Annotated in this window: 21 protein-coding genes; 8 read left to right on the forward strand and 13 right to left on the reverse strand. The window is 64.3% G+C overall.

Annotated features, from left to right (window positions below; translation table 11 throughout):
• Positions 1 to 30 precede the first annotated feature (30 nt).
• Positions 31 to 279 (reverse strand): GlsB/YeaQ/YmgE family stress response membrane protein, encoded by a 249-nt coding sequence (locus ACZYTC_RS21525; RefSeq protein WP_434958479.1) that lies wholly within the window; start codon positions 277 to 279, stop codon positions 31 to 33.
• A gap of 231 nt (positions 280 to 510) precedes the next feature.
• Between ACZYTC_RS21525 and ACZYTC_RS21530 the strand changes: the two genes are divergently transcribed.
• The gene (locus tag ACZYTC_RS21530; RefSeq protein ID WP_434958478.1) at positions 511 to 993 is read left to right on the forward strand and encodes a YidB family protein; all 483 of its coding nucleotides are present in this window, start codon (positions 511 to 513) and stop codon (positions 991 to 993) included.
• Positions 994 to 1167: 174 nt separating this feature from the next.
• Entirely contained in the window at positions 1168 to 2568 is a 1401-nt protein-coding gene (gene ahcY, locus ACZYTC_RS21535; protein WP_434958477.1) for an adenosylhomocysteinase, read from the forward strand.
• An 87-nt stretch (positions 2569 to 2655) separates the two neighbouring features.
• Here the strand turns inward: ahcY and ACZYTC_RS21540 are convergent, their stop codons facing one another.
• Positions 2656 to 3396 (reverse strand): superoxide dismutase, encoded by a 741-nt coding sequence (locus ACZYTC_RS21540; protein ID WP_434959715.1) that lies wholly within the window; start codon positions 3394 to 3396, stop codon positions 2656 to 2658.
• A 234-nt stretch (positions 3397 to 3630) separates the two neighbouring features.
• Between ACZYTC_RS21540 and ACZYTC_RS21545 the strand changes: the two genes are divergently transcribed.
• Together ACZYTC_RS21545 and ACZYTC_RS21550 are read left to right on the forward strand one after the other, a co-directional pair.
• Positions 3631 to 4041, forward strand: coding sequence for an OsmC family protein (locus ACZYTC_RS21545; protein WP_434958476.1), 411 nt, complete (start codon positions 3631 to 3633; stop codon positions 4039 to 4041).
• A gap of 134 nt (positions 4042 to 4175) precedes the next feature.
• A complete protein-coding gene (locus tag ACZYTC_RS21550; protein ID WP_434958475.1) occupies positions 4176 to 5306 on the forward strand; it encodes a lysozyme inhibitor LprI family protein in 1131 nt (376 codons plus the stop codon).
• Between the two features lie 81 nt (positions 5307 to 5387).
• Here ACZYTC_RS21550 and ACZYTC_RS21555 read toward each other — a convergent pair whose 3' ends face one another.
• The 5 genes from ACZYTC_RS21555 to ACZYTC_RS21575 form a co-directional block, all read right to left on the reverse strand.
• Positions 5388 to 6089, reverse strand: a complete 702-nt coding sequence (locus tag ACZYTC_RS21555; RefSeq protein WP_434958474.1) for an ABC transporter ATP-binding protein — start codon at positions 6087 to 6089, stop codon at positions 5388 to 5390.
• Complete coding sequence (locus ACZYTC_RS21560; RefSeq protein ID WP_441771060.1) at positions 6086 to 6964, reverse strand: ATP-binding cassette domain-containing protein; 879 nt, start codon at positions 6962 to 6964, stop codon at positions 6086 to 6088. The genes ACZYTC_RS21555 and ACZYTC_RS21560 overlap by 4 nt, the downstream gene beginning before the upstream one ends.
• Positions 6957 to 7793 (reverse strand): ABC transporter permease, encoded by an 837-nt coding sequence (locus tag ACZYTC_RS21565; protein ID WP_434958472.1) that lies wholly within the window; start codon positions 7791 to 7793, stop codon positions 6957 to 6959. The genes ACZYTC_RS21560 and ACZYTC_RS21565 overlap by 8 nt, the downstream gene beginning before the upstream one ends.
• Positions 7793 to 8851, reverse strand: coding sequence for an ABC transporter permease (locus ACZYTC_RS21570; RefSeq protein ID WP_434958471.1), 1059 nt, complete (start codon positions 8849 to 8851; stop codon positions 7793 to 7795). The genes ACZYTC_RS21565 and ACZYTC_RS21570 overlap by 1 nt, the downstream gene beginning before the upstream one ends.
• Before the next feature lie 96 nt (positions 8852 to 8947).
• Positions 8948 to 10531, reverse strand: coding sequence for an ABC transporter substrate-binding protein (locus ACZYTC_RS21575; RefSeq protein WP_434958470.1), 1584 nt, complete (start codon positions 10529 to 10531; stop codon positions 8948 to 8950).
• Positions 10532 to 10893: 362 nt separating this feature from the next.
• Here ACZYTC_RS21575 and ACZYTC_RS21580 point away from each other — a divergent pair, with 362 nt between their 5' ends.
• From ACZYTC_RS21580 to olsA, 3 genes are all read left to right on the forward strand, one after another.
• A complete protein-coding gene (locus ACZYTC_RS21580) occupies positions 10894 to 12144 on the forward strand; it encodes an efflux RND transporter periplasmic adaptor subunit (RefSeq protein WP_434958469.1) in 1251 nt (416 codons plus the stop codon).
• A gap of 17 nt (positions 12145 to 12161) precedes the next feature.
• Entirely contained in the window at positions 12162 to 15356 is a 3195-nt protein-coding gene (locus ACZYTC_RS21585; RefSeq protein ID WP_434958468.1) for an efflux RND transporter permease subunit, read from the forward strand.
• Positions 15357 to 15653: 297 nt separating this feature from the next.
• Positions 15654 to 16421, forward strand: a complete 768-nt coding sequence (olsA, locus tag ACZYTC_RS21590; RefSeq protein WP_488990500.1) for a lyso-ornithine lipid O-acyltransferase — start codon at positions 15654 to 15656, stop codon at positions 16419 to 16421.
• 11 nt (positions 16422 to 16432) lie between these two features.
• On the opposite strand, the gene ACZYTC_RS21595 is transcribed toward olsA, so the two are convergent.
• The gene (locus ACZYTC_RS21595) at positions 16433 to 16975 is read right to left on the reverse strand and encodes an NADPH-dependent FMN reductase (RefSeq protein ID WP_454816452.1); all 543 of its coding nucleotides are present in this window, start codon (positions 16973 to 16975) and stop codon (positions 16433 to 16435) included.
• Between the two features lie 234 nt (positions 16976 to 17209).
• Between ACZYTC_RS21595 and ACZYTC_RS21600 the strand changes: the two genes are divergently transcribed.
• The gene (locus ACZYTC_RS21600; RefSeq protein WP_434958465.1) at positions 17210 to 18070 is read left to right on the forward strand and encodes a DUF2189 domain-containing protein; all 861 of its coding nucleotides are present in this window, start codon (positions 17210 to 17212) and stop codon (positions 18068 to 18070) included.
• 70 nt (positions 18071 to 18140) lie between these two features.
• Here ACZYTC_RS21600 and ACZYTC_RS21605 read toward each other — a convergent pair whose 3' ends face one another.
• From ACZYTC_RS21605 to ACZYTC_RS21625, 5 genes are all read right to left on the reverse strand, one after another.
• On the reverse strand, positions 18141 to 18923 hold the full coding sequence (locus tag ACZYTC_RS21605; RefSeq protein ID WP_488990501.1) for an anti-sigma factor family protein: 783 nt from the start codon (positions 18921 to 18923) through the stop codon (positions 18141 to 18143).
• A 2-nt stretch (positions 18924 to 18925) separates the two neighbouring features.
• Entirely contained in the window at positions 18926 to 19600 is a 675-nt protein-coding gene (locus tag ACZYTC_RS21610; RefSeq protein ID WP_434958463.1) for a sigma-70 family RNA polymerase sigma factor, read from the reverse strand.
• Between the two features lie 35 nt (positions 19601 to 19635).
• Positions 19636 to 19929 carry a hypothetical protein gene (locus ACZYTC_RS21615; protein WP_434958462.1) on the reverse strand — a complete coding sequence of 98 codons (294 nt, stop codon included), beginning with the start codon at positions 19927 to 19929 and terminating at the stop codon, positions 19636 to 19638.
• A 153-nt stretch (positions 19930 to 20082) separates the two neighbouring features.
• Positions 20083 to 20514, reverse strand: a complete 432-nt coding sequence (locus tag ACZYTC_RS21620) for a type II toxin-antitoxin system VapC family toxin (protein WP_434958461.1) — start codon at positions 20512 to 20514, stop codon at positions 20083 to 20085.
• Positions 20511 to 20771, reverse strand: a complete 261-nt coding sequence (locus tag ACZYTC_RS21625) for an antitoxin (RefSeq protein WP_488990502.1) — start codon at positions 20769 to 20771, stop codon at positions 20511 to 20513. Before ACZYTC_RS21625 ends, ACZYTC_RS21620 begins: the two co-directional genes overlap by 4 nt.
• Positions 20772 to 20794 lie beyond the last annotated feature (23 nt).

Below are 20794 nucleotides of genomic sequence, written 5' to 3' on the forward strand. Positions count from 1 at the left end.
GCCTTTCAGCACGATTTGATCTCGGCAGGGTCAGCGCCGGGCCAGGGCGTTGTAACCCACCAGCACGATGATCGCGCCGGCAATGGCAATGAGAATACTGCCGATGTTGATGCCATCGACGGTACCGATACCCATGGCCTTGGCAATGAAGCCGCCGACGAGGGCGCCGATGATGCCGATCACGATATCCATCAGCAAACCGGAACCCGATTTGTTGACGACTTTGCTGCCGACAAAGCCCGCAATCAGGCCCAGAATAATCCAAGACAAGATACCCATGGAGTCGCCTTTCCCTCGTGGCGGATGACAGATCCGAATCTTACCATTAAATGATCGTAGGGGCGCAAATTCTTTTGGCAAGAGGGAACATGCCGTAAGGCAAAGTCAATCTTGGAAAAATTTTTGCCGCATTCACTGTTGTAAAATGCTTGTCGTTGGAGACAGGATACACAACATTGGAGGAGACCGCGGTTATCGCGGCACCCCATTCTTTCACGAGGAGACGCAGACATGGGCTTTTTCGACACCGCCGTGAACGATGCCGTGCCACAGAACAGTCTCACCAAGCCGCTGATCATCGCGGCCGGTGCGCTCCTGCTCGCGAAATGGCTGAAGGGGGGCAGCGAGGATGCCCAGCCCGATACGCAAGCTTCCACTCCCGTGCCGGCGCCGGCTCCCGAGCCGTCTGCACAGCAGGCGGATACCTCCGGCGATGGCGGGTTGCTTGGCGGGCTCGGCGGCCTCCTGGAGAAGTTCCAGCAGTCGGGCCAGGGGGACGTGATCAAATCCTGGATCGGCGGCGGGCAGAACCAGCCCATCCAGCCGGGCCAGCTCGGTCAGGTCCTCGGCCAGGACACGCTGAACAACCTGGCCCAGAAGGCCGGCGTCAATCCCAACGATCTGCTCGGCCAACTCGCCCAGCACCTGCCCGAGATCATCAACAAGCTCACGCCGAACGGCCGCCTGCCCAATCAGAACGAACTCGGGCAGTAAAGGCCGGTTTGCGAGCCGGATGAAGCTCTCAGCAAGGGCGGGCCTGACGGCTCGCCCTTTTGCATGATCGGCCGGCAGCAGTGCGTGCGTCACATAAAGAAATCCTTATATCCTTATTGCCGATGGCTGCCGACTGTGCTAGACGCCCGCCATGTCAAATGCGGGATGCATCGAATGAGCACGCACGATTACATCGTCAAGGATATGGGTCTGGCCGATTGGGGCCGTAAGGAAATCGAGATCGCCGAGAGCGAAATGCCGGGCCTGATGGCCACGCGCGCCGAATATGGTCCGCGCCAGGTGCTCAAGGGCGCCCGCATCGCCGGCTCGCTCCACATGACCATCCAGACGGCCGTGCTGATCGAGACGCTGAAGGCCCTCGGCGCCGATGTGCGCTGGGCTTCGTGCAACATCTATTCGACCCAGGATCATGCCGCCGCAGCCATCGCCGCCGCCGGTACGCCGGTCTTCGCCGTCAAGGGCGAGTCGCTCGAAGAATATTGGGAATACACCCACAAGATCTTCGAATGGGCCGATGGCGGCACGCCCAATTTGATCCTCGACGATGGCGGCGACGCCACCATGCTGATGCATCTGGGCCTGCGCGCCGAGAAGGGTGACGTCGCCTTCCTCGAGACCGCCGACAATGAAGAGGCGGAAGTACTGTTCGCCGCGATCAAGAAGCGGCTCACCACCCATCCGGGCTGGTACACCAAGAATGCCCTCGCCATCACCGGCGTGACCGAAGAGACCACCACGGGCGTGCATCGCCTTTACGAGATGGCCAAGAAGGGCACGCTTCTGTTCCCGGCCATCAATGTGAATGACTCGGTGACCAAGTCGAAGTTCGACAATCTCTATGGCTGCCGTGAATCGCTGGTGGACGGCATCCGCCGCGGCACCGACGTCATGATGGCCGGCAAGATCGCCATGGTCGCCGGCTTCGGCGATGTCGGCAAGGGCTCGGCTGCTTCCTTGCGCAACGCCGGCTGCCGCGTGCTGGTTTCGGAAGTCGATCCGATCTGCGCCCTGCAGGCCGCGATGGAAGGCTATGAAGTCGTCACCATGGAGCAGGCTGCGCCGCGTGCCGACATCTTCGTCACCTGCACGGGCAATGTCGACGTCATCACCCTCGACCATATGCGCGCCATGAAGGACCGTGCCATCGTCTGCAACATCGGTCACTTCGATTCGGAGATCCAGGTCGCCGGCCTGCGCAACCTGAAGTGGACCAATGTGAAGCCGCAGGTCGACGAGATCCAGTTCACCGACGGCCACCGCATCATCCTCCTGTCGGAAGGCCGCCTGGTCAATCTCGGCAATGCCACCGGCCATCCCTCCTTCGTGATGTCGGCATCCTTCACCAACCAGACGCTGGCTCAGATCGAGCTGTGGACCAATCCCAGCCAGTACGGCAAGCAGGTCTACACGTTGCCCAAGCATCTGGACGAGAAGGTCGCCTCGCTCCACCTCGCCAAGGTCGGCGCCACCTTGACCAAGCTCTCGGACAAGCAGTCCGCCTATATCGGCGTGGACCAGAACGGCCCGTTCAAGCCGGAACTCTACCGCTACTGAGTTCGCTCGACACGCATGCGTTTCAGCCCTTCCCGCAACTGCGGGGAGGGCTTTTTTGTCGCTTGCCGTACCGCCCTGCTACGGCCGTCAGATCACCAGCTTGCCCTGCTTGGCGAGTGCGTAGCGGTCGCCGATCTTGCGCCAGTCGACCACCTGCCACCAGGCCTTGAGATAATCCGGCCGGCGGTTGCGGTAGGTCAGGTAATAGGCGTGCTCCCAGACGTCGTTGCCGAAGAGAGCGCGCTTGCCGTCCATCAGCGGCGTGTCTTGATTGGGCTTGCTGTCGAGGGCGAGCTTGCCCTCGTTCGTCACCGTGACGAAGACCCAGCCCGAGCCGAAGACCTTGGCGCCGGCGGCACCGAAGGCTTCCTGCAGCTTGGCGACACCGCCGAAATCGCGCTCGATGGCAGCGAGAACCTCGCCTTCCGGCTCGCCGCCCTTGGCGCCCATGATCTGCCAGAACATGGAGTGATTGACATGGCCGCCGAGATTGTTGCGCACCATCTGGCGGACACTCTGCGGCACCTTGTCCAGGCTGGCCAGAATGTCGGTATAAGCCAGGTCTGCCAATGACGGTTCCTGCTTCAGGGCCGCGTTGAAATTGCTGACATAGGCCTGGTGGTGCTTGTCGTGATGCAGAGTCATGGTTTCGGCATCGATGGTCGGCGCCAGCGACGAGGCCTCGTAGGGGAGAGGCGGCAGTTCGGCCGGCCCCTTCGGGTCCGTCGACGCCGAGGCAGCGGCGCTGGCGGGAGCAAGCCTGGCGCTGGCGGCCAAGGCAGCGCCTGTCGCGGCGGCAAGGAGGGTGCGACGGTTCAGCATGGTCATGGTCATTGAAAACGTCTCCGGCCTGTTGGATGAAGAGTCTCGAGCAATGAGGCGGATCGCCCGCGGTCGAGTACCGCGGGCGGAGCGTAATGAAGCTATTGCGGTAATTTGGTGGTACCGAGGCCGCAAGCGCGTTCATGACTGAGCGTCTGTTTGCTCTGGTACCGCGTTTCGAGGCGTCTTTGTGATTTCTGGCGCTTCCGTCTGACCGCAAAGCGTTTTTGGGAGAACGGCATGTCGGTTGCAAAAGTGAAGCCGAGGCAGACGGGGGCGACGGCCGTGCTGTCCCGTTTGGGACAGCCGGTGGTGACATCGGCCACTGGTGGCGAGATCGGCGTGGTCACCCGCCCTTCGGAGGCCGGCTTCAATCCGCTCGACCTGCTCTATGCCTCGCTGTCGGCCTGCCTCGTGCTGAGCGCCCGTATCGCCGCCAGTAATCTCGGCGTGCTCGACAGGCTCGGCGAGGTGCGAGCCGAGGTGAAGGGCGAGAAGGCGGCGGACGAACCCTCGCGCATCGAACGCTTCCATGTCGCGATCGAGATCAGCGGCGATTTCGACGAGGCGACGAAAGCGGCGATCATTGCCGATGCGGAGCGGATCTGCACGGTCAGCAACACGCTCAAGAGCAGTCCTATCCTGAGCTGAGCTTCAGTCGCGGACCATCCGTACATTCCGGCATGGATCCGCCGGTTTTGTACCGAGAATGCCGGTCAAAGGCGATGGCCGGACAGGTCTGACCTTCTATAGCCTCTCGCCATTCTCCTTTGCGAGTGTCGGCGATGCGCTATTTGGGTTTTCTGATCCTTTCGATCCTGCTCGCGGTCGCGCAGCCGGCCTTGGCGCAAGACAATGCCTGCGCCAAGCCGGGGGAGACCGGTATAGAGGGCCTCGAAAACCTGCTGCGAGAGCAGAAGAGCTGCAAGGCGGCGACGGCGCTGCTGAGCGAATGTCGGTGGGGTTCCAGCGCCGATACCGGATTCAGCGCCATCGTCGTCTCCATCTGCGAAAAGGAGTTTTACCAGCGGCTCTCCAAGGCGGCTCAGACCGATTATGGCGAGCGCATGCAGCTATGTGCCTACCGTTATGCCGGCCAGCAGGGCACGCTCTATATGTCGATGGCAGCGACGTGCCAGAGCGAGGTCGCGGCGCGCTCTGCCGATCCGGACGCTGCCCGCGAGCCGCTTGGCCGCGCGAGCTTCAACTGCGGCAAGGCGGTAACGGCGCTGGAGAAGGCGATTTGTTCCGACCGGAAATTGGGACGGGCCGATCTCGTCTTGGCGCAGAGCTATCGCGAGGCGGTCGCGAGCCTGGATGCTGACGGGGAGACGCGCGGTGCTCTCATAGCCGATCAGCGTCGCTGGCTCGATCGTGTCGCCCGAAAATGCCAACTTGCCGATGGCGGCACGCCGTTTTCTGCCAAGAGCCTTGCCTGTGTCCGCGGCGCTTTCGAGCAGCGCTTTGCCTTGCTCGACAGTTGCGGCGAGGCGGGCATCAGCGTCGATTGCCTTGCCGGGACGGAGGACGGCGCAGCCAATGCGGCCGCTCCGGCCCGGCGGGCGAGTTTCGATTGCGACAAACCCTCCACGCCGCTGGAAATCGCCATCTGCGCCGACTCGGACCTCGGGCAAGCGGACATCAAGCTCGCTGCCATCTACGAAAATGTGAAGAAGACCGCGGGCGGTGAGCCGGACAGGAAGCTTCTGGTTGAAAGCCAGCGCTTATGGCTCTCCTTCGTGCAAGGAACCTGTCCGCTCGGCGCGGTTGGCGGCATTCCGCCGGTGCTGGGGCGTGCTTGCGTACGTTCCGCTTTCGAGCTGCGCGGTAAACAACTCACGGCTTGTCTGTCGAAGCCGGACATCGACCGCAAGACCTGCCTCGATGATTTCAGGATCCTCGAAGACAAGAAGTAGATTTTGGAGCGTTTTCCAGAAAAGGTGGCGGATGATTGGGCCTCTACGCGAGGACGTCCGCGTTTACCGACGGAGGGGACCTCAGCCGCGTGCCAGATCCTGCCGGTCGAGCAGCGCCTCGATCCTGCCGCCCGCCATGCGCGCCGCCCTGTCGCACATATGGCCGATCACGTCCGGGTCATGGCTCACCAATACCAGCGTCATGCCATGGCGCCGCTTGAGGTCGTTGAGCAAATTGAGAATGCCGGCCTGGACCGAGATGTCGAGCGCCGAGGTCGGCTCGTCGAGCAGCAGCAGGCGGGGCTTGAGCAGCAGGGCCCGGGCGATGGCCACGCGCTGGCGCTGGCCGCCGGACAGCTCGTGCGGATAGCGCCCGGCGATCTCGGCGGCGAGGCCGACATCGGCGAGAATGCTGTCGACACGCCCGGGAATATCGGTCTCCCCCTGCACTTCGAGGGGCTCGCCGAGCACGCGCGCGATCGTATGGCGCGGATGCAGCGAGGCATAGGGGTCCTGGAACACCATCTGGATGTCACGCCTCAGGGCGCCCTCGATGGCGCGTCCCGGCTGCAGGGGGGGCCCGAATACCGAGATCGCGCCCTGCCAGTTCAGGTTCAGCCCGGCAATGACTCGTAGCACCGTACTCTTGCCGCAGCCCGACGGGCCGACCAGGCCAAAGGTCTCGCCGGGCGCTGCGGCAAAGCTCACTCCGCGCACGGCGGCGAAGCTTCGGCCCCGGCGTTGGAAGCTGACCTCGAGATTGTCGATCGACAGCGCCATCATGGCCGTTCATACCCCGAGAGAAGCGCTTGTGGCATGTCGGGGGTCGGCAGGCGGGTGCCGTAGGTCGCTGCCGACGGCCGCGCCTGCCACAGGCCGCGCGTATAGGGATGGCTTGCGTGGGCGAGTTCGTTGGCCGGGAGGGCATCGACGATCGACCCCTGGCGCATCACCAGGACACGGTCGGCGAAGCGGGAGACCTGCTGCAGGTCGTGGCTGATCAGGAGCAGGCCCATGCCGCGCTCGCGCGCCAGCCGCTCCAGCAATTCGAGAATCTGATCGCGCACGACATGGTCGAGAGCGGAAGTCGGTTCGTCGGCGATGAGCAGCTCCGGCTCGCCGATCAGCATGGCCGCGATCATCACGCGCTGGCCCATACCGCCGGAGAGCTCGGCGGGCAGGCTGCCATAGACACGCTCCGGATCGTCGAGCCCGACCTGGGTGAGCATGCTGAGAGCCTTTCGTCGTCGTTCGGCCCTGGGCAGGCGACCATGCAGCAGCAGAGCTTCCTCCACCTGGCGTCCAATACGGTGGGCCGGATTGAGCGAAAATTTCGGATCCTGCAGCACCAGGCCGATCCGTCGGCCGCGCAGGCGCTGCCAGCCCCGGGTGTCGAGGTCGGCGAGGTCCGTTTCGCCGAGCCGCAGCCCCGCGGCCCGTGCCGTAAGGCTCGTCGGCAGCAGGCCCATGATCGCCCGCGCGGTCAGCGACTTGCCCGAGCCGGATTCGCCGACAACAGCCACTTTCTCGCGCCCGACCTCGAAGGAGATGCCGTGCACGAGCTGCCGGGGTGCCGCACCGCCGTCCGCTTTGCCCCCGGCTGTCCGGCTCTTGGTTTCGATCACCAGATCCTCGACCTGCAGCAGGGTATCAGTCATGGCGCGGATCCAATATGTCGCGCAGTCCATCCCCCAGCAGGTTCAGGGCAAGGCTGGTGATGAAGATGGCAAGGCCCGGTGCGGCGGCGATCCACCATTGATCGAAGATTACCTTGGTGCCATCGGCCACCATCGAGCCCCATTCGGCCATGGGTGGGCGCACGCCGAGGCCGAGGAAGCCGAGGCCGGCGGCGGCCAGGATGATTCCAGCGAGATCGAGCGCCAGGCGGATGATGGCCGAGGGCAGCACGAGGGGCAGCACATGGCCGAGAAGCAGGCGTGGCCCCCTGATGCCGACCATGGACGCGGCGGCAAGATAGTCGCTGCGAGCAAGGGCTGCGGTCTCCACCCTGGCGAGCCGCGCATAGGCCGGCCAACTCGTCAGGGCCAGAGCGAGGGCGCCGTTGACCAGGCCCGGGCCTAGAATGGCGACGAAGGCGAAAGCCAGCACCAGGCGCGGGAAGGACATCACGATGTCGGTCAGGCGCATCAGTGTCCGCTCGGTGAGGCCGCCGAAAAAGCCGGCGAGAAGGCCGACCGCTACGCCGAGCGGGGCCATCAGCACGGTGACCAGGACGATCAAGAGCAGGGTCGGCTGGGCACCGTAGATCAGGCGCGAAAGTAGGTCGCGTCCGAAGCCGTCCGTGCCGAGCCAGTGCTGCCAGGACGGAGCGGCGAGGCGGATGGCACTGTCCTGCAGGTTGGGATCGTAGGGAGCGATCAGCGGGGCGGCCAGGGCCATGAAGACGAGCAGAGCGAGCACGCTGGCCCCGATTAGGGCGGATGACGAACGGCGCAGCGCCGCGAGAGAGATTGCAAGGGAGGCCATCAGGAGCGCTCCGCCAAGGCAGCCGGATCGACGCGGGTGACGATCAGGTCGGTAAGGCTGTTGAGCAGCACGAAGGCCATGCCGATCGCCAGCGTCGAGCCGAGGATGGCGGCGGTGTCGCCAGCGAACATGGCGACGGTGAGGTAGCGCCCGATGCCGGGCCAGGCGAACACGGTCTCGGTGAGCACGGCGCCCTCGAGCAGGCTGGCATAGGCGAGGGCGATCACGGTGATCAGCGTGCCGGCCACATTGGGCAGAATATGGACCAGCACCACCCGCAGGGCGCCGGCTCCCTTGGCGCGGGCGGTGAGCACATATTCCTTGGAAAGCTGTTCGAGAATGGCCGCGCGCGTCAGCCTCGAAATGCCGGCCATGGCATAGAGGGCCAGCACCGCCGTCGGCAGGACGAGATGGGCAAGGGCGCTGCGCAGGGCGCCGGGCGTTCCCGAAAGCCAGGCGTCGATCAGGGCGAAACCGGTGACGGGCTTCATGGTATATTGAAAGACGATGTCGAGACGGCCGGGCCCCGGCGCCCAGTGCAGTCGGGCATAGAAGAGCAGCAGAAAGATCAGGCCGAGCCAGAAGATCGGAGTCGAATAGCCGATCAGCGACAACAGGCGGGCAATATTGTCGAAAAGGCCGCGCGGCCGCAGCGCCGCCAGGATGCCGAGCGCCAGGCCGAGCAATGCACCGATCAGCGCTGCGGCTGTGGCGAGTTCGAGCGTCGCGGTGAAGGTACGCAGGATGTCGGAGCGGACGGGCTGGCCGGTCGAGGAGGCGATGCCGAGATCGCCCTGGACGACATGGCCGAGATAGCGCAGGAATTGCATCACCAGCGGCTGGTCGAGCCCGAGCTCGCGGCGCGCGGCCTCATAGCTCGATTGGCTGGCGTGATCGCCGACCTGCTGCAGCGCGGGGTCGATGGTGGAGAGCCGGGTCAGGACGAAGGTGACGACGATCAGGCCGAACAGCGTGAGCGCGACGGAAAGCAGCCAGCGCAGCACCCTGAGCACCGGGCGGAAGAAGGGCCTGGTGCCCGACGTTTCGTCAGTTTGCATGTCCGGGTCCTGGAGGTGGCGCAGGTGCTACGCCACGGCGTCATGAGGGAGAAAGCCGTCTCGTTCCACTCTCGGCGATTGGAACGAGACCTCAAGTCATTTCTCGACCTGATCGTAATAGACCTGATCGGCGTTCAGGCCCTGGGCATAGCCCTTGACGGCCTTGCTGAGCACCACCTGATCACTGCCCTGGAACATCAGCACATAGGGGGCGCTCTTCTGGATCTTGCGCTGCAGTTCCTCATAGAGGGCGGCGCGCTTGGCCGGATCCTGCTCTTTCACCGCGGCGGCCGTCTCGTTGCTGAGCTCGGGGATCACCCAGCCGGCCTGTTTGGCGATGGTGTTGTACTTGTTGTCGCGGTTGATCGCGAAGGCGCTGGCATTGGAATGCGGGTCGAAATAGTCCGGGATCCAGTAGCGCAGCGTGAATTCATACTGGCCCGAGCGGCCCTTGGCATAGATGTCGCTGGCGACGCCCGGCTGGATGTCGAGCGTGAGGCCGGCCTGGCCGAAGGTCTGCTGCAGGGACTGGGCGATCTGCAGATAGGGTTCCTCGTTGAAGACGGGGAAGGCGATCTTCGTCGGGCCGATGCCGGCATCGGCCAGGATCTTCTTGGCCTTCTCGACGTCAAGCTTGTAGGGATTGTCGTTCAGCGCACCCGGGAAGCCGGCGGGCAGGAAGGCCTGGTGTACCTGCGACTGGCCGCGCAAGAGATTCTTGGCGATGCCCTCATAGTCGACAAGATAGCGCGCTGCCTCCCAGAAGGCCGGATTGCCGAGGGCGGCTTTGGCCTTGGTGTTGATCAGGAGATAGTCCGAGCGCGCCGAGGGTACGGCGAGCACGTTGAGCTTGCCCTCCTTCTTGAGAGCGTCGATCTGATCGGCGCCGAGCCCACGGGCGATGTCGATGTCGCCCTGCTCCACCAGGAGGCGGCGGGCGGCGGCATCGGGAACATTGCGCAGGATCACGCCCTGCAGCTTGGGGGCGCCACCCGGCGAGGTCGGGTTGGCATCCAGCACCAGCGCCTCATGCGCGGTATAGGTGTTGATCTTGAAGGCGCCGCTGCCGGCCGAGTGCGACTTCAGCCAGCCATTGCCGAAATCACCATTGGCAGCCTGCGGAGCGACCGTGGCCTCATCGACGACGGAGGCAATCGGCGCGGTCAGGATGGCGAGCACGAAGGCGGGGCCGACATCGGCCTGCCAGCTCAGCTTGAGCTTGCCGTCATCGACCTTGGTAATGGACTTGTCGACATTGTCGGCGTTCCAGCCGAGTTCGCCCAGGATGAAGGAGGGCGCCTTATTGAGCTTCACGGCCCGGGAGAAGGAGAAAATCACGTCTTCCGGGCGGACGGGATTGCCGGAGGCGAATTTGGCGTCCTTGGCCAAGTTGAAAGTCAGGCTCTTGCCATCGCTGCCTGCCTCCCACGAGGTGGCGAGCGCCGGCTCGATGCGGGTGCCCTCCTGGCGGTTCGACTGCACGAGGCGCTGGTAGAGGGCGTTGAAGGCCTGCACCGTCGTCAGCTCGAAGCCTTCGGCCGGATCGAAGCTGACGGCATCGTCGATTGACTGGCCGACCACCAGCAGGCCGGGCGGCGTCTCGGCCTGTGCCGTGGCCACCAGCATGGTCGACAGGCCAGCCAGCATGGCGATGCCGGCCTTCTTCCAGAACTTACCCATTTCACACCTCATGACAGCCGGAACCTTCGATGAATGCCCGGTTCACGGCCCTTCAGCCGTGACGATTAGGCAAGCCGGTTATAACGGTCAATATATTTCTATCAATCTTGTAGACTGTTGGTCGCGACCGCGATCCGCCCGAGCCGTGATCACGAAATTTCGGTTCCTTTACACGAAAACGTGTGCGGGCGGAGCCTTGTTATGCCGGGCGAGAAACAATGCGTTCACATACTCGCTGCAATTTGTGCGCATGGATACACTGCAGCACCCGTTTCCGGATATATTCGGGAGCGGGGCGTGTCGTTTTGAAAAAGGGGGAGGCCTCGCCTGCCCGGATTTAATGAAGATCTGATGGCGGCTCGATGAAGCGTCTTCTCAATTTCGTGCTTATTCTCGTTGTGGTCGTTGGCCTGGCCTGGTGGCAGCGTGCCGCCCTGGTGCCCTGGCTGGTACAGACGGTGCCGGCCTCGAAGTCACTTATCGCTGCTCTTCCCGGTTTTGCCGATGCTCTGCACAAGCCCGAGGAGCCCCAGCCAGCCGGCGGCGGCAGCAAGTCCGCGCAGCGCAACGTCGCGCCCGTGCCCGTGGTGCTCACCCAGGCGGTCGCCAAGCAGATGCCGATGGTGATCGATGCCGTCGGCACCGCCACGCCCTATGCCTCCATCCAGATCCGCACCCGCCTCGACAACACCGCGGTGACGAGCGTCAACGTCGCCGAGGGATCCGAGGTCAAGCAGGGCGACATTCTCTTCACCCTGGACGATCGTGCCATCAAGGCGCAGGTCGCGCAGATCCAGGCCCAGATCGCGCGCGACCAGGCCCAGATCGCTCAGGCCCAGATCGACCTTTCCCGCGCCAATGACCTGCTCGCCCGCAATGCCGGCGCGGCGACCACGCGCGATACGGCCGCCACCGCTCTCAAGGTCGGGCAGGCTCAGCTCCAGGCAGACCAGGCCTCGCTGGAAGCGGCGCAGGTGACGCTCGATTATACCGTGATCCGCGCGCCCGTGCCCGGCCGCATCGGCTCGATCCCGGTCAAGCCCGGTTCGACGGTGCGCACCTCCGACACCAGTCCGCTCGCCACCGTGAACCAGCTCGATCCGGCCGTGGTGGCCTTCTCGATCCCGCAGGCACGCCTGGCCGAGTTGCGTGAGGGCATGGCGAAGGGGCCTGTGCGTGTCGACGCCATCACCGGCAAGAATACGCTCACCGGGCAGGTCTCCTTCGTGGAGAACACCATCGATGCCGCCACGGGAACCATCCTGGTCAAGGCCGACATTCCTAATCCGCACGAGGTCCTGTGGGGCGGTGCCTTCGTCAATGTGCAGGTGGTCCTGCCCGATGCCAGCCCGCAGGTGGTGGTTCCGGACGCTGCCGTTCAGCTCGGCCAAAAGGGGAGCTACGTCTTCGTGGTGAAAGATGGTAAAACGGCTGAGCTTCGGCCCGTGACCGTGGCGCGCGTCACCGGCGCCGATGCCGTGCTCACCAGCGGCGTCGAGAGCGGCGAGCAGGTGGTGGTCGACGGCGTGTTGCGCCTGGTCGACGGTGCGCCGGTCGCCATCAATGCGGGAGCCAAGGAGAGCACCGCCGCCAATACCAGTGCCAAGAGCTGAAGCCGGGAGACAAGCCGTTGCTTTCGGAACTGTGCATCCGCCGCCCGGTCATGACCATCCTGTTGATGGTCTCCTTCATTGCGGCCGGTTGGTTCGGCTACCGGCAATTGCCGGTGGCGGCCGTGCCACGCGTCGATTTCCCAACCATTTCGGTGACCGCGACCCTGCCGGGCGCCAGCCCCGAAACCATGGCGTCTTCGGTGGCCGCCATTCTCGAGAAGCAGTTCTCGGCGATCTCCGGCATCTCGACGATGTCGTCGACCTCCTATCTCGGCTCGACCCAGATCGTCCTGCAGTTCGACCTCAACCGCAACGTTGATGGCGCGGCGCTGGACGTGCAGGCGGCGATTGCTACGGCGCAGCGCCAGTTGCCGAACGAGATGACGACACCGCCAAGCTTCAGGAAGGTCAACCCGGCCGACCAGCCGGTGATCTTCATGGCGCTGACCTCCGACCAGGCGCGCACATCGGATATCGACCGCTTCGCCCAGTCCAACATTCAGCCGCTGCTGGCGACGTTGCCGGGCGTCGCCCAGGTCAATATCTGGGGTTCGCAGCAATATGCCGTGCGGGTGGAGGCGGACCTCGACCAGCTCACTGCGCGTGGCCTGACCCTCGACGATGTGCAGAAGGCCGTTGCGGCCGCCAATTCCAACACGCCAGTCGGTTCGACCAGCAATAACGGCCGCAACCTCATCCTCGATGCCACCGGCCCGATCCGCTATGCCAAGGGCTATATGCCGATCGTGGTGTCGTCCAAGAACGGCGCCCCCGTGCTGCTGCAGGATGTGGCGCGGGCCGTCGACAGCGTGGAGAACGACAAGACCGCAGCCTGGCGCAACGATACCCGCGGCATCATCATCGCCATCCAGCGCCAGCCTGACGCCAACACGGTCGCCGTGGTCGACGCGGTCAAGAACACCCTGCCCAAGATCCGCGAAAGCCTGCCGGTCGGGGTCAGCCTCGACATGCTGTTGGATCGCTCCGTGCCGATCCGCGCCGCGGTGGAGGACGTCGAGTTCACACTGGGCCTGTCGATCCTGCTGGTGATCATGGTGATCTACTTCTTCCTGCGCAGCGCGCGGGCCACCCTGATCCCGGCCATCGCCCTGCCGATCTCGCTGATCGGCACCTTTGCGGGCATGTATGTGCTCGGCTTTTCGATCGACAACATCTCCCTGCTCGCCTTGACGCTGTGCGTGGGCTTCGTGGTCGACGACGCTATCGTCATGCTGGAGAACATCGTCCGCCATGTCGAACTGGGGCAGAAGCCCTTCGCGGCCGCTCTGATCGGCTCGCGCGAAGTCGGCTTCACCATCCTGGCGATGACGCTGTCGCTGATCGCCGTGTTCATCCCAGTGATCTTCATGGGTGGCATCGTCGGGCGGATGTTCTCCGAATTCGGCTATGTCATGGCCATCGCCATCCTGATCTCCGGCGTGGTCTCGCTGACGCTGACACCGATGCTGTGCTCGCGGCTGATCAAGGAGCATCAGGAGGAAAAGCGTCCGGGTCTGCTGCTGCGTCTGTTCGAGGCCGGCTTCAACTGGTTGACCAGGGGCTATGCCCTCACGGTGCGCTGGGCGGTCAATTCGCCTGGCTTCATGCTCACCGTCACGGCAGCGACTTTCGTCGTTACCGCCATCCTGTTCGTCAACATCCCCAAGGGCTTCTTCCCGCAGGAAGACATGGGCTTTGTCAGCGTCTCGACGGTAGGCCCCGACGATGTCTCCTTCGAGGCCATGATGGCGCGCCAGCAGGCCGTCGTCACCGAATTGCGCAAGGATCCCGACGTCGTCTCCATCCTGTCGAGCATCGGCGGCGGAGCGACCAGCCAGATCAGCTCCGGCTCCATGAATATCCAGTTGCGCGACAAGCCGGCACGCCAGGACCCGATCGATGTGGTGATCAAGCGCCTCTCCCAGGAAGCGGCGAAGGTGCCGGGCATCAACACCTATTTCCAGGCGGTGCAGTCGATCAATATCGGCGCCACCCGCTCGCGCAGCCAGTATCAATACGCCCTGATGTCGCCCGACGTGGATGAGCTCAGGGCCAACGCCCAGAAGCTGCAAACGCGCATGACCCAGATTCCGGGCATCACTGGCGTCAATTCCGACCTGCAGATCAAGGCGCGCGACGCCGTCGTCTCGATCGACCGTGACAATGCCGCCAAGCTGGGCATCACCGTCGACCAGATCCGCTCCGCGCTCTATTCGGCCTATGGCACCAGCCAGGTCTCGACCATCTATGCGCCCGAAAATACCTATGAAGTGATCCTGGAGGCGAGCCAGGCCTACAGCTCGCCGCAGGACCTGATGCGAAAGCTCAATGTTCGCTCGAACTCGGGAGTGCTGATCCCGCTCGACAGCGTGGCGCGAGTCGAGCAAAAGCCGTCGGCCGTCTCGCTCTCCCATATCGGCCAGCTGCCTTCGGTGACGATCTCCTTCAACCTCCAGCCCGGCGTCGCACTCAGCCAGGCGGTGGACGCCATCCAGCAGGCGACGGCGGAGCTCGACATTCCCAAGACGATCTCCACCCAGTTCCAGGGCACGGCGCAGCAGTTCCAGGATTCGCTGGCCAGCATGCCGCTCCTGCTCTTCGCCGCGGTGCTGGTGGTCTATATCCTGCTCGGCATTCTTTATGAGAGCTTCATCCACCCGATCACCATCCTGTCGGGCCTGCCGACGGCCGGTATTGGGGCTCTTTTGACCCTGCAGATGTTCTCTATGGACCTCTCCATCATCGCCATGATTGGCCTGATCATGCTGATCGGTATCGTCAAGAAGAACGCCATCATGATGGTGGACTTCGCCGTGCAGCGCCGCTCGGCAGGCCTTTCCGCCAAGGAGGCCATCGTAGAGGCGGCGGTGCTGCGCTTCCGCCCGATCATGATGACCTCGCTCGCTGCCATCCTCGGTGCGCTGCCGATCGCCCTCGGCCATGGCGCCGGTGCCGAACTGCGCCGGCCGCTCGGTGTCACCGTGGTCGGCGGCCTGATCGTGTCGCAAATGCTCACCCTCTACATCACGCCGGTGGTCTACCTCGCCCTTGACCGTGTCGCCGGCTGGTTTTCCCGCAAGCCGGAGGATCTGCCGGCACGCACCGACGACGTCCTGCCCGAACCTGAGCAGCACGACGTGCAGCCGTCCGCGCCGGATGTGCCCGCTATCGCCGCCGAGAAGAAGTCCGGCCTGATGACCGCGGCGGAGTAAATTTCCTGGGATCGCAGGCTTCCAGCCCATAGGCGCTAATTTTGCGGCCGGAGGCGCGGGTAGCGTGGAGGGTCGATCTCCACAGCTCCATCAATTGATGGAGCGAGATCGACCACCTTTGTCCTCTATCTGGCTCGACATTGCCAAGATGGTCGATCTGAAGATCGACCATCTAATCTGGTGCCACCACCCAAAGTTAGCGCCTATGGGCAGGGACGTCCGCGCACCCGGCGAACCCCATTTGCCCTCCACCCCAGCTTTCGCCTATGAAGGCCCCGATTCCCCGGATGCCTTCCCATGCGCCTCAAGGCGATCTGCCGTATTGCTGCCGTCGCCTTGCTGGCCCTGCCCCTGATCCCGCTGCAATGGCTGGCGGTGAAACGGGACTGGGCGCTCGCCCGCCGCCTGCCGGTGTTTTTCCATCGCAGCGTGCTCGCCATCATCGGCGTCAAGGTTGCCGTCAACGGCGTCCAGGCTCGGCAACGGCCGCTGCTGATCGTCGCCAACCATGTCTCCTGGCTCGACATCGTGGTGCTCGGCGCTCTGGCTCCCCTGTCCTTCATCGCCAAGAGCGAGGTGCGCGGCTGGCCGGTGATCGGCCTGTTCGCCCAGCTGCAGCGTTCGGTTTTCATCGAGCGCGAACGCCGCCACAAGACCGGCCACGCCACCGCCGCCATCGGTGCCCGGCTGAAGTCGGGCGATGCCATGGTGCTGTTCGGCGAAGGCACCACCGGTGACGGGGTGCATGTGCTGCCCTTCCGCTCGGCTCTGGTGGGTGCGGCGCGCGAGGCGCTCGATGGCGGCGAGGCCGCCGCCTATGTCCAGCCGCTCGCCTTGCGCTATGCCAAGCGCGGCGGGCTGCCGATCGGGCGCGGGGCGATGAAGGAGGTCGTCTGGATCGGCGACATGGATCTGGCGCCGCATCTCGTCGGCATTCTCTCCGGTCCACCGATCGACGCGGTGGTGAACTGGGGCGAAGCGATCGCCTGCGACGCCACCACCGATCGTAAGGCCCTGACTCGCCAGCTCGAGGCCGATGTCCGTCGGCTGGTACGGGTGAGTTAGCCGGGGCCTCCCTACTCCGTCTGTACGGAGGCTTCGATCGTCCGCGCGAGGGCCGTCAGTGCCGCCATGACCGACGTAGCGATCTCGGCGTTCCCGGCCATGCCGGCTGCGTCCAGCCTGGACGCCAGCAAAGGCAGCGTGATCGAGGCTTCCTCGACGATGCGGGCCGACATCGTGGTCAAGACCAGGCGCAAGGCCGCCTGCGCGTCGCTGGCGCGCGGGGAGGCATTGAACAGGGCGACCGGCTTGCCCGGAAATTCGAAGCTGCCGACCAGCCAGTCGAGAGCATTCTTGAAGGAGCCCGGAATGCCGCGGGCATATTCCGGGCAGGAGATCAGGAGGCCGTTGGAGGCGCCGACCTGGCGCCGCAGGGCTGTAACAGCCTCGGGCGGATTATCACCGTCGAGATCCGGGTTGAAATGGGGCAGCGTGCCGATGCCGTGATAGGGCTCGATCCGCATGCCGGCCGGCGCCAGCAACCCCGCCGCTTCGAGCAGCACGGTATTCGACGAGCCAAGGCGAAGGCTGCCGGATAGTGCGAGAAGTGTGATCATTGGCGAATCCGATGCTGTTCCGAAGGCCCACTCTTACCGACGGCCGGGCGGGCGGCAAGCACACGCGCAAGTGACAGGACCGGGGCGAGATAGGAGGCTGACATTCGCCCTCATGAGGCGTATTGTCGCGGCTCTCCAGGTCGTGTTCGTCGTGGTTGTTCCCGCGTCGATATCCCCGTTCGACGCTTCCCACTTCGGTTGCGGCCTCTCGAAATTCCTTTCGGGAGTAGGACCATGACGATCAGAAATCCCATCGAATGGGGTATCGATGCCGTCCGCGGCGCCGCCAATGGCGTGGGCGCCCTCGGTACCACCCTGCATCGCCCCGCCGCCCAGTTCGAGACCTCGACGCCCGTCGTCCGCCAGATCGGTTTTGCTGATCTGCGCGAGGTCCTGATCAAGGGCTTCCAGGATTTCGGCGCTTATCGCACCGACGTCATCTTCATCGGCCTGATCTATCCGCTGGCCGGCCTGGTACTGGCTCAGTTCGCCTTCGGCAACGGCATGCTGCCAATGCTCTTCCCGCTGGTATCGGGCTTTGCCCTGGTCGGCCCGGTTGCTGCGATCGGGCTCTACGAAATGAGCCGCCGCCGCGAGCAGGGTCTCGAGGCCACCTGGGCGCATACGCTCGACGTGGCGCGATCGCCCAATTTCGGTGCCATCCTTGGGCTTAGCCTGATCCTGGCCGTGATCTTCGCGCTCTGGCTCGGTGTCGCCGCGCTGATCTATCGCTATACGCTCGGCCCGGCCCTGCCGGTCTCGGTTTCCGCCTTCGTCTCGGATGTCTTCACCACCGGCGCCGGCTGGGCGATGATCGTGCTCGGCGTGGGAGCCGGCTTCCTGTTCGCCCTGGTGGTCCTGGCGATCAGTGTGGTGTCCTTTCCCATGCTGCTCGACCGCAAGGTGCGGATCGGCACCGCGGTCAGGACATCGGTGGATGTGGTGCGCGCCAATCCCGGCCCGATGCTGGCCTGGGGTTTCATCGTCGCTTGCGCCCTGGTGCTCGGCTCGCTACCCGCACTGCTCGGCCTGATCGTCGCCATGCCGGTGCTGGGACATGCGACCTGGCATCTCTACCGCCGCGCGGTAGGATAGCAGGCTCCAGATATGCTCATGCCCGGGGGGTGACCCGGGCATCCAGCGTTGGTGGGCCGAAGTACAGCCCTCATTTCGGTGAGGCCTCGACGAAATCCTGCTGGAATTGCTTCAACTCCGCTTGGTTCAGGTCGGAAACCGCCCAGAAATTCAGCCCTGCCTGGGTCCAGTTCAGGAGCGTGTAGCCCTCGCGCTCGCCGGCTGGGGCAGGGGCGTCCGTATCAGGCCAGATGAAGAGATTGATGACATGGCCGCTGCGCCGATAGATCAGCGCGGCGACCACCCGGCCATTGAGATAGTCCACACGCCCGCCGACCAGCGGGAAGCCCTGGGTCTTAAGATCCATCACCGGCGGCGAGAAATCGATCTTGCCGTTGAACCAGGGCTTGACAGTGTGCTGGTCGGAGGTGGCGACGTCGGTCAGGTGGTTGGCGAGCAAGGAATGGACATGGCTGGAAATCAGCTCGTCTTCCAGTGACGGGCCCGGTTGCGGCCGCATCGTCACGAACAGCGCGCAGGCGGCCAGGACGGCCAGCGAAGGCAGTAGGCTCCAGCGCGTGAAACGGTCGACAAACAGGCGCCAGTCGAGGCCGGCGAGGGTGGAAGTCCGGGGAGCACCGGCTTCGCGGCGCAGGGCCGCGGCCACTCGGCCATGCAAGGTTGCGGAGGCCGGCCAGCGCACGCCATCTTGGGTGATCATTGCCCGGATCGCCTCGATTTCGGCAAGTCGCGCGTTGCAGTCGGGGCAGCCGGTGAGATGGTCCTCCACCCGCATGGCGTTGGCAGCGTCGAGTTCGCCATCGGCATAGAGCTGTAGCAGCTTGTCCCAGTCCTGGTGGGATGTTTCTGGCATGCTCATGCCTCCTCCCCCAGACCCGCCTGCCGGCTTTTCCACGCCGCGGCGAACAAAGCCCGCGCGCGGGCAAGCCGCGACATCACTGTGCCCATGGGGGCCACTATGGTGTCCGCGATCTCCCGATAGGACAGATCCTCCATTTCGCGCAGGACCAGGATCTCGCGAAAGACTTCGGGCAGGCCGTCGAGAACCTCGCGGATCTCACCCGCTTCGGCGCCCTGCAGCAAGGTGGCTTCCGGGCTCGCCTCGTCATGCGGCAGGTCGGTGCGTTCTTCCCCGCCTTCGCCATCATCGAGCGGTTCGGTATGGATGCTGCGCTGGCGCGCCTGCCACCAGGAGCGATGGCAATTGCGCACGATGGTCAGCAGCCAGGCGCGCGCGCTGCCACCGCGATAGTCGGCAAAGCCGCGAAAGGCGCGCAGGAAAGCCTCCTGCACGATGTCCTCGGCGATGTCGGCATCACGGCAGAGATAACGTGCCAGATTATGCGCAGCGTCGAGATGGGGCAGTATCACGGCCTGGAATCGGGCGAGCGTTTCGGCATTCCCGGCCGCCCGGGCGGAAGGTTGCCCGGTTGCGGCCATGGCCCAGACGCCATGCCACCATGCAGCCAGCCGCCGGATAGATGGCAGCAGCCATGGCGTGTCGGGATTCGTGCCGGCATGCGCCGTCATCGCCACTCGTCCTTCCCGCCCCAACCCTAGTTCGATCAATGCGTAGCCCACCGCATCGCGACTTTGCCGGTCATCGGCGTGGGCCGGGAACAGGAATAGCTGAAATCCCGGGCCTGCGCGAAGGCGAAGTTGTCTGCGGTTGCTTGGAGAGGGCAGCGGGCGCCGACCAAGGCGGGTAGGGACAGCAGGGCGAATTGCAGGGCGAGGCGCGCCAAGGCATGGCGGTAGAGGCGGGCGGCCGGAGGCAATCCAAACAGGTCCGCGCGGCGGCGACGGCCGGCACCGTCTCCATCTCCATCTGGAGAAGGTGTATTGTGGGAATGGATCATCTCTCGCTCCGGATGCTGAAAGGGGCTGCCGGCAGCCCATGCCGATCCAGATCACGGCGATCGGGGTTTTATTCCCGAGCGTTCAACTTTTTTCCGATGTAGCTTGTGAGCGAGGGGAGCGCGGACCTGAAGGAGGACAGGCGGGCTTGCGCCTCAGGATTCGTGAAAGCCCGTTGGCGACGGCAGCGTCCAGTCTTCCAGGCTGAGCTTTGGAATCCGGCTGAATTCGCCCACATTATTCGACACCAGAGTCAGCGATCGGGCGATAGCTTGCCCGGCTATCAGCAGGTTATAGGGCCCGATCGGCGTTCCAGCCGCCGCCAGAGCGGCCCTGATATCACCGGCTTCGCGGGCATCGCCGTCATCGAGGTCGAGAACCTCGAAATCGCGCTTGATCAGGCGGATGACCTCGAGATTGCGGTCGATCTTCTGGCTGCGATAGGCGCCGTAATAGAGTTCATGTAGGCCAATGGTGGAAAGGGCGATCTCGCCCGGCCTGCAGGCCAGTATGCGATCGAGCAATACGCGTGAACGCTGGTTCTTGAGAGCAATAATCGCGTTGGTGTCGATGAGGTAGCGGATCATTCGAAGAACTCGTCGAGCCCAGGCCGATCCGGCGTCGCTGGCTCTTCGCAGCCGTCAGCCAGAAAGTCGTTGCTGAAACCGAGTTCGAGAGCCGCCCGCAGGGAGGCCCAGTTCTGGGCGGGGTCGGCACGGGGGCGCAGGATGAGAGCATCGCCTTCCCGGATGACCTCGACCTCGTCGACCTGGAAGCGGAATTCCTTTGGCAGGCGGACGGCCTGGGAATTCCCGGAGCGAAAAACCTTAGTGTAGTGTGGCATCGCCAATCCCAATGGGCGTATAT

The organism is Labrys sp. F242 (genome assembly GCF_057813875.1).